The 14,441-nt window shown below is 73.1% G+C and carries 15 protein-coding genes; 8 read left to right on the top strand and 7 right to left on the bottom strand.

The annotated features are described in order from the left end of the window. Positions 1–145: 145 nt before the first annotated feature. Together DDJ31_RS34445 and DDJ31_RS38795 are read right to left on the bottom strand one after the other, a co-directional pair. Complete coding sequence (locus tag DDJ31_RS34445; RefSeq protein ID WP_127176495.1) at positions 146–1,087, bottom strand: SCO0930 family lipoprotein; 942 nt, start codon at positions 1,085–1,087, stop codon at positions 146–148. A 342-nt stretch (positions 1,088–1,429) separates the two neighbouring features. Next, entirely contained in the window at positions 1,430–1,918 is a 489-nt protein-coding gene (locus tag DDJ31_RS38795) for a hypothetical protein (protein ID WP_206280625.1), read from the bottom strand. Between the two features lie 4 nt (positions 1,919–1,922). Between DDJ31_RS38795 and DDJ31_RS39760 the strand changes: the two genes are divergently transcribed. From DDJ31_RS39760 to DDJ31_RS34430, 3 genes are all read left to right on the top strand, one after another. Further along, positions 1,923–2,054, top strand: coding sequence for a hypothetical protein (locus DDJ31_RS39760; RefSeq protein ID WP_276319295.1), 132 nt, complete (start codon positions 1,923–1,925; stop codon positions 2,052–2,054). Between the two features lie 15 nt (positions 2,055–2,069). Beyond that, positions 2,070–2,834 carry a DUF4239 domain-containing protein gene (locus tag DDJ31_RS34435; RefSeq protein ID WP_127176497.1) on the top strand — a complete coding sequence of 255 codons (765 nt, stop codon included), beginning with the start codon at positions 2,070–2,072 and terminating at the stop codon, positions 2,832–2,834. A gap of 222 nt (positions 2,835–3,056) precedes the next feature. Continuing rightward, positions 3,057–3,671, top strand: coding sequence for a hypothetical protein (locus tag DDJ31_RS34430; protein WP_127176498.1), 615 nt, complete (start codon positions 3,057–3,059; stop codon positions 3,669–3,671). 153 nt (positions 3,672–3,824) lie between these two features. Here the strand turns inward: DDJ31_RS34430 and DDJ31_RS34425 are convergent, their stop codons facing one another. Continuing rightward, a complete protein-coding gene (locus DDJ31_RS34425; protein WP_127176499.1) occupies positions 3,825–4,313 on the bottom strand; it encodes a hypothetical protein in 489 nt (162 codons plus the stop codon). Between the two features lie 333 nt (positions 4,314–4,646). On the opposite strand from DDJ31_RS34425, the gene DDJ31_RS34420 reads away from it, so the two are divergent. Then, positions 4,647–5,306: a class F sortase gene (locus DDJ31_RS34420; protein WP_127176500.1), complete on the top strand. Its 660-nt coding sequence runs from the start codon at positions 4,647–4,649 to the stop codon at positions 5,304–5,306. Between the two features lie 30 nt (positions 5,307–5,336). On the opposite strand, the gene DDJ31_RS34415 is transcribed toward DDJ31_RS34420, so the two are convergent. Both DDJ31_RS34415 and lysX read right to left on the bottom strand, forming a co-directional pair. Continuing rightward, the gene (locus tag DDJ31_RS34415) at positions 5,337–6,173 is read right to left on the bottom strand and encodes a polysaccharide deacetylase family protein (RefSeq protein ID WP_127176501.1); all 837 of its coding nucleotides are present in this window, start codon (positions 6,171–6,173) and stop codon (positions 5,337–5,339) included. 89 nt (positions 6,174–6,262) lie between these two features. Then, positions 6,263–9,547 carry a bifunctional lysylphosphatidylglycerol synthetase/lysine--tRNA ligase LysX gene (lysX, locus tag DDJ31_RS34410; protein WP_127176502.1) on the bottom strand — a complete coding sequence of 1,095 codons (3,285 nt, stop codon included), beginning with the start codon at positions 9,545–9,547 and terminating at the stop codon, positions 6,263–6,265. 88 nt (positions 9,548–9,635) lie between these two features. Between lysX and DDJ31_RS34405 the strand changes: the two genes are divergently transcribed. Continuing rightward, entirely contained in the window at positions 9,636–10,097 is a 462-nt protein-coding gene (locus DDJ31_RS34405) for a universal stress protein (protein ID WP_127176503.1), read from the top strand. 36 nt (positions 10,098–10,133) lie between these two features. Here DDJ31_RS34405 and DDJ31_RS34400 read toward each other — a convergent pair whose 3' ends face one another. Further along, positions 10,134–11,291 (bottom strand): CapA family protein, encoded by a 1,158-nt coding sequence (locus DDJ31_RS34400; protein WP_127176504.1) that lies wholly within the window; start codon positions 11,289–11,291, stop codon positions 10,134–10,136. A gap of 237 nt (positions 11,292–11,528) precedes the next feature. Here DDJ31_RS34400 and DDJ31_RS34395 point away from each other — a divergent pair, with 237 nt between their 5' ends. The 3 genes from DDJ31_RS34395 to DDJ31_RS34385 all read left to right on the top strand — a co-directional run bounded on the left by DDJ31_RS34395 (position 11,529) and on the right by DDJ31_RS34385 (position 13,531). Continuing rightward, positions 11,529–12,074, top strand: a complete 546-nt coding sequence (locus DDJ31_RS34395; RefSeq protein WP_127176505.1) for a sigma-70 family RNA polymerase sigma factor — start codon at positions 11,529–11,531, stop codon at positions 12,072–12,074. 136 nt (positions 12,075–12,210) lie between these two features. Next, a complete protein-coding gene (locus DDJ31_RS34390) occupies positions 12,211–12,726 on the top strand; it encodes a hypothetical protein (RefSeq protein ID WP_127176506.1) in 516 nt (171 codons plus the stop codon). Positions 12,727–12,877: 151 nt separating this feature from the next. Continuing rightward, entirely contained in the window at positions 12,878–13,531 is a 654-nt protein-coding gene (locus tag DDJ31_RS34385; RefSeq protein ID WP_127176507.1) for a zf-HC2 domain-containing protein, read from the top strand. 46 nt (positions 13,532–13,577) lie between these two features. Here the strand turns inward: DDJ31_RS34385 and DDJ31_RS34380 are convergent, their stop codons facing one another. After that, positions 13,578–14,441, bottom strand: coding sequence for an Fpg/Nei family DNA glycosylase (locus DDJ31_RS34380; protein ID WP_127176508.1), 864 nt, complete (start codon positions 14,439–14,441; stop codon positions 13,578–13,580).

The following is a 14,441-nucleotide window of genomic DNA, read 5'->3' as shown; positions in this document are numbered from 1 at the left end:
TTGCCCAATTCAACCAGCCGCGAGGCCCCGCTCAATGATGATGAATTCACGTGAACGACGGCAAAACGGCCCGTCCCTTCCGCGCTGTGCGGAAGGGACGGGCCGATCGGTCGTCGTGCTGCGTGGCCGGTGTGGATTCTCGGGGCTACTGCTTCGGCGCCCCGACCGGCTTTCCGTCGGGTGCGACGGCGTACCAGGTGCCGCCGACGCCCTGCCCGTTGGTGTCCCCCGCCGCCGCGTCGCCCGAGAAGGTGTAGATCGGCCAGCAGTTGATGGTCTGCTGCTTGACGCCGTCGGGCCGGGTGAAGTTCATCAGCCCCTTCTTCTGCACGCCCTTGGTGTCGTCGGAGGCGACCGGGGCGACCGCCGGCCATTTCTCCAGGCAGGTGCCGGTGCAGGCGGAGACCGGCTTGGGCCACGCCTCGTCCTTGAGGAAGCGGTAGACGGTCATGCCGTTCTTGTCGACGACGATCTCGCCGAGCTTGGGGTCGTTGCGGGTGGAGAGGCCCGGCTTTGCGGCGAGGGTCGCCTTCTTGCCGTCGGGGGCGAGCGCGAACCACTTGCCGCCCACGCCCTGGCCGACGATGTCGCCCGCCTTGGTGTCCTTGGCGTAGCGGTACGCGGGCCAGCCGCCGACCGTCAGCTGCTTGGAGCCATCGGTCCTGGTGACCTCGCCGAGCAGGGCCTTGTCGATGCCGGCGCCGGCCGTGGCGTCGTCGGCGGGCACCGGCGGCCAGGCGGTGGCGCAGTCGCCGTCGCAGCTCGACTTGGGCGGCTCCGCGGTGTCCGCGTCGAACCGGTAGAGGGTGCGGCCGGTGCCGTCGGTGAGGGTCTTGCCCAGCTCCGCGTTCTGGGAGACGGCCAGCTTGCCCGCCGACTGGCCGGCGGCGCCCGGCTGCCCGTCGGCGCCGTAGCCGTTGCTGGGGCTGGCGCTCGCGCCCACGCCGACGACACCGCCCGCGGCGGCCGTGGCACCCACGTTCTGGCTGCCCGCCGCGGGAGCGGTCTCCTGACCGCACGCCGTCGTCAGCGCCAGTACCGCCACGGCGCTTGCCGCGAGTGAGGCGCTCCGCCAGGTGGTCTTCATCGTCAACTCCCCATCATCACAACGGTGTTGCAACGCCCTGCTGCGCCGCCGCACGACCATGGGTACGCACGGGGACCGCCGTTGTGTTCAACCGTGGCGAACATTTCTTTTCGGACGCACGGCCGGGACCCCTCCGATCGCACGGCCGGGACCCCTCCGGTCGCACGGCCGGGGCCCTCCGGTCGCACGGCCGGGCCCTTTGGTCGCACGGCCGTGCGCATCGTCGCCGCGGCCAGGAGGGAGCGGATCAAACCGCGGGACGGCCTGGTTCCCCCATTCGAAGCAATCCTTCTGCGCCACGGCACGGTGCGCCCCCGGAACCTTCATCATCTCCGTCGTGCATCAACCCGAACCGACCCAATCCGCCCTGGCCGCGCGGGTCTTGGCGCTGGTCGCACTGACCTGGCTGCTGGTGGGGGCGCCGGCCGGCGCGGCGCGGGCCGACGCCTGCGCGTACGCGTCGACCGGACCGGAGGGCACCGGCGCGGTGGCGGTCGCCGGGCATCTCCACTGGCCCGTGCCGCCGGTCTGCAAGAAGCCCACGCCGCCGCCCGTGCCACCGCCCCCGAAACCCACGCCGACCTGCACCCCGACCCCGACACCGACCCCGACCCCGAGGCCCACCCCGACCAGGACGCCGCGGCCGACACCGACGCCCCGGCCGACCCCGACCCCGAAGCCCGTCCCGCCGCCTCCGCCGGCCGCGCGTCCCGCGCCGGCCGTGCCGGTGCCCACCCCGACGCCCACGCCCACGCCCACTCCGACCCCCACTCCGACGCCCACCCCGACCCCGACCCCGTCGGCGAAGCCCGCCCCGAGCCCGTCCGTCACCCCGGTGACGTACCCGCGCTACCGGGCGCAGCCGGCCCCTCAGCGGCCGGTGCGGGGCACCACGTCGCCGGTCACCTACGTCCTGCTCATCACGGCGCCCGCCGTGATCGCCGTCGCCGCGCTGCGGCCGCGCTGAATCTGGAGGCACCTCTTGCCGGATTGGCTTGTTCTCACCCTCGCGATGGTGGGCGCCTGTGTCGTGGTGATCGCCATCACCTTCCTGCGCAACCGCCGCGCGGCCGTCGACGAGGACACCAGCGAGACCCCCGACGTCATCGAGTACATGACGATGTGGATCGGCGTCGTGTACGCCATCGTCCTCGGCCTGGCCATGGCCGGGGTCTGGGAGGCGCGCGGCGCCGCCCAGGACCACGTGCAGACCGAGGCCGTCGCGCTGCACGAGATCTCGGAGCGGGTCAGGGTCTATCCGCCCGACGCCCGGGACCGCATTCGGGACGATGTCAACGCCTATGTCGGACAGGTCGTCCACACCGAGTGGAAGACGATGGCCGACCACGACCGGCTCACCGCGCGCGGGAACGAACTGTTCCAGCGGATGCGGGACGACGTCACCGACTACCAGCCGAAGTCGGACTTCGAGGCGCAGGCCTATCAGCCGCTCCTCGACCAGATCGCGGCGGCGGCCGAGGCGCGCGCCGACCGGGGCAACTCGATGGGCGCGACCATGCCGAACGTGGTGTGGTTCGGCCTGCTGACCGGGGCCGTCATCACGATCGGCATGGTCTTCGCGCTCCAGATCAGGCGCACCGGGCGGGAGATCGTCCTCGCCGGGCTGTTCTCGGCGCTGATCGCGTTCCTGCTGTTCCTGATCTGGGACTTCGACTCGCCCTACAGCCGGGGCATCACAGCCTCGGCCGAACCGTTCCTGCGGCTGTTCCCGCAGATCATGGGCTGACGGCTCCTCACCCGAGGGGACCGCGGGGGACGTCCGCCACGCCGCCGGCGTCCCCCGGCCGCGGGACGGGCCGTCCCCTGAGCGGCCCACACCCTTGCCCCATTCGCGCGGCCGGGATCGCGCGCACGCACAGGTGTTCCTAGCGTTTCGGACATCGAGGTGCATTGACGACATGAGCGGAAAAGGTCCGCGGCTGCTCCTCGGGGACCTGGAGGAACCACCATGCGCGCGATACGCGTCGCTACGGCCGCGCTGTTTGGCGTCGGCGCCCTCGCCCTCTCCGCGCCCGCCGCGCTCGCCAACGGCGGCGACCACTCCGCCCCGTTCGGCTTCGGTGTGCAGCCCTCGACGATCGCGGCGGGCGGTCAGCTCACCCTCCGTCTCGACCGGGACCGCGGGGGCTGCAAGGGGCCCGCACGGGTCTCCTCGGGCGTCTTCGACACCGTCACCATCGAGCCGGGGCGGTCCTCGGTCACGACGACGGTCGACTGGGACGCCCGCGCGAACGCGGAGTACCAGGTCACGTTCATGTGTGACGGCATGAACGGGTCCACGGCGGTGACCATCGCGGGCGGCCGCGGCGACCACGACCGGGGCGACCACGACCGGGGTGACCACGGCAGGGACGACTACGGCCGAGGTGACCACGACCGGGGCGACCACGGCCGGGACGACTACCGTGATCCCTACTACAACCGCGGTGTGCACGCCGGTGAGGGCGGCAGCGTCGCCGGGTTCGACCTCAAGGAGCTGGGGCTCGGCGCGGCTCTCATCGCGGGCTCCGTGGGCGCGGCGTACCACTTCTCGCGCCGTCGCTCGGGGGAGGACACCGGCTGACCGGCCGCCCCGACCCGCGCGGTGCAGCACCTCGCCCCGGACCCTGGGAAGGGTGACCGGGGCGAGGTGCTGTGCGGCCCTGACCGGGTACCGGCCGACGGAAGGGGCCGGCCTCCCGAAGGGGGAGGAGGCCGGGCCCCTGGCGGCGGTCGGTCAGATGCGCCGCTCGGACCTGCGGCGCATCCAGAACAGCCCGCCGCCGATCACGGCCGCGGCCACCAGGCCACCGCCGATGGCCATGTCGGCGGGGGTCGCGCCCGAGCCGCTGCTGCTGCCGCCGAGCCCGCCGCGGACACCGCCGATGACGGTGAAGGCGGCCGGGCGGGTGAGGGTGCGCCCGGAGCAGTCGACGGTGATGTCGTAGGAGCCGGGGCTGATGTCGTCACGGATGTAGGCGGTCCCCTTCGAGGTCTCGTTGGCCCCGTTGAGGTGCGAGAGCGAGGTCCGCGGGAAGGCTTCCGACCGCATGGTGCCGCCGCGCGGGCAGCCGTCGACGGTGACCGTCATCTGCCCGCCCCGGGCGATGACGCTCGGCAGTGCCACGATGTTGCTCGGGCTGTCCCACGCGACGGCCGCGGGGGCGGCGAGCCCCAGGGCGGCGACCGCGACGGCAGACGCCGCCAGGGCACGAGTGCTACGCATGTGATCCTCCGCGGAAGACGCCCCCGGGGGCCGTTCCCCGGTCGATCGGCGAGAAAGCGCCTCCCAGGGGAACCCTCAGACGCACCGGACGCGCCCGCATGTCGGCGATGGTCCGTCCTGGTGAGCGGACACGCCGGGCGAGGGCCGCGCGACGTGTCATCGCCGCAGGTCACGGACCGTCAGAAAATAACTTCGGGCGGCGACTCGGATGGCGCACCACCGGTCCGGCGGCCACCCGTTCGCCTCTCCCCCGTCGCCGGTCGCGCGCCCCGGACTTAGCGTGCGGGTATGCGCGAATGACGTGGCGACGGCCGTGTCGAGAGGGGAAGGCGAATGTCTGCGTTCGAGCTGGCCGAAGAGGAGGAGCAGCAACCCAAGAAGCGTGCTCCTTGGGGCGTGATAGCGCTGGTTCTGCTGACCGGTCTCGCGCTCATTCGGAATGGTTCGGGAGAGTTCGAGGTCGGTCCGCCGCAGCCCGCCTCGGCGGCGGCGCGGGACAGCCGGCTGCCGGGAGCCCTCGTCAAGGCGGCGCCGCTGCCGTACTCCGTGCCGGACCGGGTGCGGATCCCGTCGATCCAGGTGGACGCGCCGGTCATGCCGGTCGGTCTCGACGCGGACGGCTGGGTCGGGGCGCCGCCGCCCGAGGACCCGAATCTGGCGGGCTGGTTCACCGGCGCGGTCTCGCCCGGCGAGAAGGGCACCGCGGTCGTCGTCGGCCATGTCGACAACCGGCAGGGCCCCGCCGTCTTCTACGGGCTCGGCGCGATGAAGCAGGGCAACCGGGTCGAGGTGGCCCGCAAGGACGGGAAGACGGCCGTCTTCGAGGTGTACGGCGTCGAGGTGTTCGAGAAGAACAACTTCCCCGGCGACCGCGTCTACGGCTCCAAGGGCACGCCGGAGCTGCGGGTCATCACCTGCGGGGGCGGTTTCTCCAAGCAGAACGGCTACGACGGCAATGTCGTCGCCTTCGCCCGCCTGGTCGAGGTCCGCTGACGGAACCCCGGCCCGGCGGGCGTCGGCCCGTCAGGCGAGGCGGCGCGGCGGCACCGTCAAGTGGTAGCCGGCGTCGAGGAGTTCGGGCAGGTAGGAGCGGAGGGCCCGGACGCTCTGCGAGCGGTCGCCCCCGGCGTCGTGGGAGAGCACCACGACGCCGGGGGCGGCGCCGTCCTCGACCCGGCCGATGATGGAGCGGGTGCCCGGGGTGGTCCAGTCGAGGGTGTCGACGGTCCAGGCCATCGGCTCCATGTTCATCTCGGCGCCGAGTTGGAAGGCGGCCCGGTTCCAGGCGCCGTAGGGGGCGCGGAACCACTGCGGGCGTGCGCCGTAAGCGCCCTCGATGACGTCGCTGGTGCGTTCCATCTCGGAGCGGATCTGACCGCGGTTCATCTGGGTCAGCAGCGGGTGGGTCCACGTGTGGTTGCCGACGACATGGCCCTCGTCGGACATCCTGGCCAGCAGTTCCTTGTTGTCGACGGCCATCTCCCCGCACACGAAGAACATCGCGCGCACGCCGTGTTCGGCGAGGGTGTCGAGGATGTGCGGGGTGTAGCGCGGGTCGGGTCCGTCGTCGAAGGTCAGCATCATGGTGCGACCGCGTCCCGAGACCCGCAGGAAGGGCTCGTGGCGGACCGCGAGGGGGGCGGCGCGGGTGCGGGGCGTGCCGTAGCCGGTGAGGGGCTGGAGGCGGTAGGCGGAGGGCTTCAGGGGGCGGCCCGCCTGGGCGCCGGCGGCGGGCGCGGTGACGGGCGCGGGGCCGTCCTCCGGGCCGAGCGTCAGCGCGCCGGCGGTGCCGGCCGCGCCGAGAGCGACGGCGCCCGCGAGCAGGGCCCGGCGCCGCGTGAGCAACTGATCCTTCGTCATGACTCATCAGTCGCCCGAACCGGCCGCGCCGCACCACGGATACACCGGTGCGGCGGCAGGAAAGCACCCGCTCGGCGCAGCCGGGCGGGTCAGCGGCGGCGCACCAGGGGGAACGGCAGGGTCTCGCGGATGGTGAGTCCGGTGAGGAACATGACCAGGCGGTCCACGCCGATGCCGAGGCCGCCGGTGGGGGGCATCGCGCAGGCGAGGGCGTCGAGGAAGTCCTCGTCGAGTTCCATCGCCTCCGGGTCGCCGCCCGCCGCGAGGAGGGACTGGGCGGTGAGTCTGCGGCGCTGTTCGACGGGGTCGGTCAGCTCGGAGTAGGCGGTGCCGAGTTCGGTGCCGAAGGCGACCAGGTCCCAGCGTTCGGCGAGGCGCGGGTCCGTGCGGTGCTGGCGGGTGAGCGGGGAGACCTCGGTCGGGAAGTCCTTGTAGAAGGTGGGCAGCAGGGTCCGTTCCTCGACGAGCCGTTCGTACATCTCCAGGACGATGTCGCCGTGGCCGTCGTCGGCGGTGTACGGGACGTCAGCGCGGTCGCAGAGCGCGCGCAGCGCCGCCGTGGGGGTGTCCGCGTCGATCTCCTCGCCCAGCGCCTCGGAGAGCGCGCCGTACACGGTCCGCACCGGCCAGGGCCCGGAGATGTCGTGCTCCTCGCCGCCCCGGTGGACGACGGGCGCGCCGTGCGCGGCGGTGGCGGCGCCCTGGACGAGGTCGCGGGCGAGGTCGAGCATCACGTCGTAGTCGGCGTACGCCTGGTAGGCCTCCAGCATCGTGAACTCGGGGTTGTGCTTGGGGGAGACGCCTTCGTTGCGGAAGGTGCGGCCCAGCTCGAAGACCTTCTCCAGGCCGCCGACGCAGAGCCGCTTCAGGTACAGCTCGGGGGCGATGCGCAGGGAGAGGTCGAGGTCGTAGGCGTTGATGTGGGTGGTGAAGGGGCGGGCGTTGGCGCCGCCGTGGGTCTGCTGGAGGATCGGGGTCTCGACCTCCAGGTAGCCGCGTCGCAGCAGGCCCTCGCGGAGCGCCTGGACGGCGTGCGAGCGCCGGGTGACGAGGTCGCGGGCGGCGGGTGAGGAGATCAGGTCGAGGTGTCTGCGGCGGGCCTTGGCCTCGGGGTCGGTCAGGCCGCGGTGTTTGTCGGGCAGCGGGTTCAGGCACTTGCCGAGCAGCCGCCAGGAGGTGACGAAGACGGTGGGTTCGCCCCGGTCGCTGCGGCCGGTGCGGCCGGTGGCGGTGAGGTGGTCGCCGATGTCGGTGCCGGCGGTGAACCGGTCGAGGGCGGGTCCCGAGCCGTCGCGGGTGAGGGCCAGTTGGTGGTCGCCCGACCAGTCGCGCAGCACGGCGAAGACGACGCCGCCGAAGTCGCGTACCAGCATGACCCGCCCGGCGACGGTGACGTCGGTCCCCTCGGGGGCGCGGGCGGCCTCGGCGAGGGTGTGGGTGCGGGCGGGTCCGCCGACCGGGTAGGGGTCGACGCCTTCGGCGCGCAGCCGCTCGAGCGTGCGGTGTCTGGCCAGGACCTGGTCGCCGGCGGCGGGGGGTCGCGCGCCTGGTCCGGGCGCGCCGGTGTCGAGGCCGAGGGCGGAGAGCGGGGGGAGTCCCTCGGTGGTGGCGGGGCGCCCGGTCGCGGGGGTGTGGCCCCTGCCCCAGAGGGTGCGCAGGGACGGCACGGAGACGAACCCCTCGGCGATCCCGGAGGCGAGGCCGATGCGGGCCAGGGAGCCGGTGTCGGCGTAGCAGATGAAGCGGGGGTACCAGGCGGGTCGGTACTTGGCGTTGGAGCGGTAGAGGGCTTCGAGCTGCCACCAGCGGGAGAAGAAGACGAGCAGCCGGCGCCACAGGCGCAGCACCGGGCCGGCGCCGATCCGGGCGCCTTCCTCGAAGACGGAGCGGAAGACGGCGAAGTTCAGTGAGATCCGGTGGATGCCGAGTCGGGGGGCGGCGTCGCACAGTTCGGCGACCATGAACTCCATGACGCCGTTGGGGGCGGTGCGGTCACGGCGCATCAGGTCGAGGGAGACGCCGTCGCGGCCCCAGGGCACGAAGGAGAGCAGGGCGAGCAGGCTGCCGTCGGCGGCGAGTGCCTCGACGAGCAGGCAGTCGCCGTCGGCGGGGTCGCCGAGCCGGTCGAGGGCCATGGAGAAGCCGCGTTCGGTCTCGGTGTCGCGCCAGGCGTCGGCCTTGTCGACGACCTCTTCCATCTCCTGTTCGGTGAGGGTGGAGTGGCGGCGCACCCGGGTGGTGGCGCCGGTGCGGCGGACGCGGTGCACGGCCTGTCTTGTGACCCGCATGTCGCGGCCGTCGAGGTCGAAGCCCGGTACCCGCAGGATCGCCTCGTCGCCGAGTTGGAGGGCGCCGAGTCCGGCCCGCGCGAAGGCGGTGGCGCCGTCCTCGGAGGCGCCCATCACGGCGGGTGCCCAGGCGTGCCGGCGGGCGACGTCGAGCCAGGCGGCGATGGCGTGCGGCCAGGCCTCGCGGTCGCCGACGGGGTCGCCGCTGGCGAGGCAGACGCCGGCCTCGACGCGGTAGGTGACGGCGGCCTTGCCGCTGGGCGAGAAGACGACGGCCTTGTCGCGGCGGGTGGCGAAGTAGCCGAGGGAGTCCTGGGCGCCGTAGGCGCCGAGGAGGGCGCGGATGCGGGTCTCCTCGTCGTCGTGCAGGGCGCCTTCCATGCGCTGGGAGCGGAAGAGGGCGGCGGCCGCGTTGAGCAGGGCGAGCGCGCCGAAGAGGCCGAGCAGGAAGAACAGGGCGTGGGGCGGGCGTCCGGCGAAGGCGCGGGCCGGGACCAGGCCGCCGAGGACCCGGTCGGCGGCCCAGCCGAGCCACTGGGTGTCCGGGAGGGTGCCGGGGAACAGCGCGACCAGGCCCCAGCCGACCAGGATGCCGAGGACGAGGCCCGCGGCCAGGACGGCGAGGGCGCGGCGGACGGCGGCCCGGCGGGAGGCGGCGTAGAACTCGCCGCGGGCGACGACCAGCAGCGCCAGGGCGCCCGCGCAGATCACCAGGGACGGGACGGACTCCAGGTAGAGGCCGGCGAGCGTGCCGAGGACGTCGGCGAGGGCCAGCAGGCCCAGATAGACGACGACCAGCCACCAGGCGACCTTCTTGCGGGCCGCGGTGGCGGCGGCGAGCAGGAAGAGGAAGACGGCGTAGGCGAGGTTGGCGCTGACCGGGACGATCAGCGCGTCGAGGAGGCGGACCACCGGGCGCAGCAGGGTGCGCAGCGGGGGGACGAGCGCGAGCAGCAGGCAGAGCAGTCCCATGGCGCCGAAGAAGGTGGCGATGCCTTCGGGGACGCGGCCGAGCGGGCCGGTCGCCCGCGGCCGGGCCGGGCCCGTGGTGTGCTCGGGCTGCGCGGCCCCGGCGGTGGCGGTCATGGCTTCGACTCTAGGAAGACGGTGGCGGCGGCGCCCGTCGAGAACCCGGCGGGCGGCGGGACCTGCGGCTTCCGATAGCCTCACGGCCGTGACGGAACAGCACGCGCACCGGTTCGAGCGGGGTACGGACGGCCCGAAGGTCATCGTCGTCGGCGTGGACGGCTCGGCGTCCTCGCTGCGGGCGGCGGCGTACGCCGGTGGCCTGGCCAGGCGCCAGCACGCGCTGCTCGCGGTGGTGTACGTGCAGCCGGTGCTGGCGGCGGGCGCGGCGCTCGGGGCGCCGGTCGCCGAGACGACGGACGAGATCGCCGAGGGCCTGGTGGCGCAGATCCGGGAGGCGACCGAGCGGGTGCGGGGGATATTCGATGTGCGCTGGGAGTTCCACACCTTCCGCGGCGACCCCTACGGCGGCCTGGTCAAGGCGGCCGACGAGCTGACGGCGGACGCGGTGGTGGTGGGCGCGTCGGAGCAGGCGGGCCACCGCATCGTCGGCTCGGTGGCGGTGCGGCTGGTGAAGGCGGGCCGCTGGCCGGTGACGGTGGTGCCGTAGCCGTCCCCGGGCGACCCGGCACCCCGCGTCGCCCGGCTACGACCCCATCACCAGGCCGTCCTTGGCCGCTCCCCTGCTGAGCACCACGTCCCTGATGCGGTCGCGGACGCTCTCCAGGTCGGCGCCGTCCTTGACGGCCTTGTCGAGGTCGACGACCCGGCCCGCGTCGATGTCGTAGAGCTGCGGGATGTACTCGGCCCTGGTGACCTGCCAGCGGGCGCCGGGGTGAGCCGGTGGGGCGAAGGTGAAGCGGGCCAGGGTGGACTGGTTGCCGCGCGGGTCGTGGGCGCCGTCGTCGTTGTACATCTCGCCGGCGATCTGGTCGCCCATGCCGTAGACCACCCAGGTGCCGTTGACCTTCTCGTACGCCTGCGGGACATGGGCGTGGGTGCCGAGCAGGACGTCGATGTCGGGGCGGCCGCCGCTGCTCGCTGCGGTGAGGCGGCGGGCCAGGTCGAGCTGGCTCCGGTCGGGTTCGTCCTGCCATTCGGTGCCCCAGTGCACGGAGACGGCGACCACGTCGGCGCCGGCGGCGCGGGCCGCGCGGGCGTCGGCGATGATCCTGCCCTCGTTGATGAGGTTGACCGCCCAGGGCTGTCCCGGCGGCAGGGGCATGCCGTTGGTGTCGAAGGTGTAGGCGAGGTGGGCGACCTTGGCGGGGCCGGCGCGGAGCACGGTGACGGTGCGGGCCTCGCCCTCGGAGCGGGCGGACCCGGCGTGTTTGACGCCGGCCCGGTCGAGGGCGTCGAGGGTGCGGCGGATTCCGTCGGCGCCGTCGTCGAGGGTGTGGTTGGAGGCGGTGGAGCAGCCGTCGTAGCCGGTGGCGGCGAGGCCGCGGGCCACCTCGGGCGGGGACTTGAAGGTGGGGTATCCGGTGTAGTCGCCGTTGGCGCCGTAGACCGTCTCCAGGTGGCAGAGCGCCACGTCGGCGCGGGAGACGAGGGGTTCGACGTCGGCGAGCATGGGCTGGAAGTCGTAGCCCTCGCCGCCCGCGTCGAAGCCCGCGCGGTCGATGACCGAGTCGTGCGGCAGGACGTCGCCCGAGGCGAGGAGTGTGAAGCCGCCGCGGGGGGCGGCGCCCGGGGCGGGTTGCCCGGCGTGGAGGGACGACTCGTGGTGCTGGGCCTGGCAGGCGGCGCCTCCCGCGAGGACCGCCGTCAGGGCCAGGGCAACCTGCCGTCTGCGTGCAATCATCAGCTCACCCCTGTGTGATCCTATTTACATACAAATAGGTACGAAGGTGGAGGCTTCCCCAAACGACCCGGGCCCCTCGATTAGCCCGTCCGCCACGCCTGACGGAGCGTCACCCGGCCGGGGCGCAGGCGCGTTCGGAACCGTTCGTCGAACCGTTCGTCGACGCGATCGACCGTCCGCCGCACACCCTCGCGTACGCCCTGTCACAAATCACCACGCTGCGATGCCATAACGGCCATGACGGCCGGAACCACTCTCACGAACGGGACGACCGCCGACCATGAGCTCGTCGCACTCCAGCGCGAGCACGGCCGGCCCCTCTTCGCCCTGCTGCTCCGGCTCTGCGACGGCGACCGGCAACGCGCCGAGGACCTCGTCCAGGAGACGCTGGTGCGGGCCTGGCAGCACCCCGAGGCCCTGCGCGCCGACGCCTTCGACTCCGTGCGGCCCTGGCTGATGACCGTCGGCAGACGGCTCGCCATCGACGCCAGGCGGGCCAGGCAGGCCAGGCCGCCCGAGGTGGGCGACGCCGTCCTGGAGAACGCCCGGGTCATCGCCGACCACGCCGAACGGGCCACGGCCGCCCTCGATGTGCGCGAGGCTGTGAAGACTCTCACTCCCGAACACCGGGAAGTCCTGGTGCTCGTGTACTTCCACGGGGCGAGTGTGGCGGAGGCCGCCGAAGCCCTCGGCATCCCTGCCGGTACCGTGAAGTCGCGCGCGTACTACGCGCTGCGCGCCCTGCGCCGGGTGCTCCCCGGTTACGCGGCCGACCTGCGCTGAAACCGAAGCCTCGGTCAAACCTCGGTAAAGCGCCTTGCTGCGGACCCCTGTTGGGTAATCGGCTGTCCTCATCCGTGTTCCGGACCGGGGACCCCGGGTCGGGCGACGCGCAGGTACCGGAGGAAGGCAGGAAGGGATGCTGCACAGAGGTCACGAGAGCACGGACGGCACCGGCGGTGGCGAACTCACGGTTCCCATGGCCTGGTTGTACGCCGAGTACATCGCCGACGAGCTGCTGCGGACGGGCGACCTGATGCCGCCGACGTCCTTCGAGTTCCGGGCCGGGCGCGACGCCCTGGCCCTGACCATCTTCCTCTCCGACACCGACGGCGAACTCCCCGGCATCCGCGTCGTCACGCAGTTGGAGACCTGGCTGTCGCTGACCGCGTACGACCAGCCGTGGCAGGACTGGGTCCGCGAGGGCATGGCGGGCCGGGCCGCCGAGGCGCTCGCCTCCGGTACCCACGGGCCCGATCTCGAACTGGCCGCGAACGCCTGGCGCTGGCTGGAGGAGACCGAGCTGCTGGCACCCGATCTGAACGCCGTACCCGGCGGCGCCCCGGTGGTCGGCGAGGACGAGGGACCCAAGGTCTGGACGAAGGCGTGGCAACTCGGCCTGCCCCTGGGGCACCTGGCCATCCACCTTTTCTAGCCGGATTCGCGCGACGACCAATCCGGGTCCTGGACCGCTCCGAACCCCTAGGTTGCGATTCGGTACACGCCTTGAGTGATTCGGCGGCCCGGTGCGTACGGGTGGGAGCAACGAGTAACCCCACCCGCACCCAAAGGCACGAGGATTCGGCATGAGGTCCCTGGAGAGGCATCGCGACGTCGCCGCGTACGCGCTCGGCGTGCTGGACGAGGCGGACGCCTTCCGCTTCGAGGACCACCTCATGGAGTGCGCGCGCTGTGCGGCACACGTGACCGAGTTCGGGCCCGCCACCCGGCAGTTGATGCTCTTCCGGCGGGCCACGCCGCGCTCCGTGAACCCCATGACCAACGCGGGCCCCGGCCTGCTCGACCGGCTGCTGTCGGAGGTGGCGTCCCGGCACCGGAGCGGGCGCCGCAGGCTGCTGTTCGCGGTGGCCGCCTCGGCGGTGCTCGCCGTCGGCGGACCCGCCGTCGCGATGCGGGCGGACGCGGGCGAGGGCGGCGCCGCGCAGGTCACCGCGACCGACGAACACACCGGCGTGTGGGCCCGGTTGACCGTCGCCGACCAGGCGTACGGCAGCGAGGTGAGGCTGGAGGTCAAGGACGCGGCGGGCCCCCGCTCCTGCCGTCTCGTCGCCGTCGGACACGACGGATCCGAGCACACCATGACCAGTTGGGCGGTGCCAGGCCAGGACGCCCGCGCCAACACCATGCGGGGCAGCGCCGATCTGCACCCCGGCGAGATCGCCAGCTACGAGGTACGCACCTCCGGGGGCGAGCGGCTGGTGGTCCTCGACCCCCGGTGACCTGCCCGGACGGACCCGAACTGCCGCTTGCAGCCGCGCGGTTGGGCTACTTGAGCAGGCGGGAGAGGCGTCGGTCGGCCAGCGGCCTGCCGCCGGTCTGGCAGGTCGGGCAGTACTGGAGCGAGGAGTCGCTGAAGGAGACCTCGCGGACGGTGTCACCGCAGACCGGGCACGGCTCACCGGTACGACCGTGCACCCGCAGGCCGCTCTTCTTCTCGGCCTTCAGCCGCCCCGCCGCCACCCCGCGGGAACGCTCGACGGCCTCGGTGAGGGTGGAGCGCAGGGCCAGGTAGAGGCGGCTCGTCTCCTCGGGGGTGAGCGAGGCCGCCCGTTTGAACGGGGACATCTTCGCCGCGTGCAGGATCTCGTCGCTGTAGGCGTTGCCGACCCCGGCGATCAGGCTCTGGTCGCGCAGGGCGCCCTTCAGCTGGCGGCGCTCGGCCGCGAGCAGCCCGGCGAAGCGCTCCTCGTCGAAGTCGTCGGCGAGCGGGTCGGGGCCGAGCCTGGCGATCCCCGGGACCTGCGCGGGGTCCTGGACGACGTACACGGCGAGGCGCTTCTGGGTGCCGGCCTCGGTGAGGTCGAAGCCCTCTCCGGTCTCCAGGGCGACCCGCAGCGCCAGCGGGCCCTTGCCGGGGCGCGGCGGTCCGTCCGGGAGGCGGTCGCGCCAGTGCAGCCAGCCCGCTCGGGCCAGATGGGTGACGAGGAAGGGGCCGTCGGCCGTCCGGAGGCCGAGGAACTTGCCGTACCGGTGCACGGCGGTCACCTCGCGCCCCTCAAGGGCGGTGAGCGGCGGGTCGTACGTCTTCAGGACGCTGATCGCGACGGGCAGCACCCGGACGATCTCGTGTCCGACCAGGTGTTCGGTGAGGAAGTCCTTGAGCGCTTCCACCTCGGGAAGTTCCGGCAT

Source organism: Streptomyces griseoviridis (genome assembly GCF_005222485.1).
Classification (GTDB): domain Bacteria; phylum Actinomycetota; class Actinomycetes; order Streptomycetales; family Streptomycetaceae; genus Streptomyces; species Streptomyces hintoniae.
Note: the sequence above shows the minus strand (reverse complement) of the source record. Positions and strands in the feature narration are given on the sequence as shown.